We start from the raw sequence: 937 nt of genomic DNA on the forward strand, positions 1-937 counted from the left end.
TATACGTGGAACAACCGGCACAATTACACGAAATTTATATTCAGAACTTGGATCGAGTATCTGCTCTGGCAAAGCATCCTCTGCATCAAGGTGTAGACCATGAAGGTAAGGCAGAACACCAAGCACCGGTTTTCCCGTATACGATTCCAGCCAGTCCAAGCCAGACTGAAGCAAGGAAATATCACCTCTAAATCGGTTAATGACGAAACCTTTGATACGCGCTTGCTCAGACTCAGACAGCAATGACAAAGTACCGACCAAATGTGCAAACACACCGCCGCGATCAATATCGGCAACTAAAATAACCGGGCAATCCACTTCCTCAGCAAAACCCATGTTTGCGATATCTCTGTCGCGTAGATTAATCTCTGCCGGTGAGCCAGCACCTTCAACAATGACATGCTGAAATTCATTAGCAAGTCGCTCATGTGAACTTAGCACCGCAGCCATCGCAACCTGTTTATATTCATGGTAAGACGTCGCAGACATGTTGCCTCTGGACTTACCGTGAATAATCACCTGCGCACCGGTATCTGTTTCAGGCTTCAACAAAACCGGATTCATATCCGTTGTCGGCAAAACACAAGCAGCGTGCGCCTGCAATGCCTGCGCTCGCCCTATTTCGCCACCATCAACCGTAACAGCACTGTTGAGCGCCATATTCTGAGGCTTAAAAGGCGCCACTTTATGGCCGCGCCTCACCAAACAACGACACAAAGCAGCCACTAAGGTACTTTTACCCGCATCTGAAGTGGTGCCTTGTATCATCAGTGTTGTCATATCTTAACCTTTACTCAATTAGTCGTTCACAACTATCGACGAGCTCAGCGTATCAAGGTCAATCCTCTCAATACCACCTGTGTACTCAGCAGCACGGTCACCCGAAGCATAACGCCCCACTCCTGTTATGAATAAATCTCCTGCAAAAAGGTCTATT

At 47.5% G+C, this 937-nt stretch carries 1 protein-coding gene; it reads right to left on the reverse strand.

The genetic code is table 11. The annotated features are described in order from the left end of the window. Positions 1-780 (reverse strand): cobyric acid synthase (locus tag A3757_RS23275; RefSeq protein ID WP_068740370.1); only part of this gene is annotated, 780 nt, incomplete at its 3' end. Positions 781-937 lie beyond the last annotated feature (157 nt).

This window comes from Oleiphilus sp. HI0117 (genome assembly GCF_001635235.1).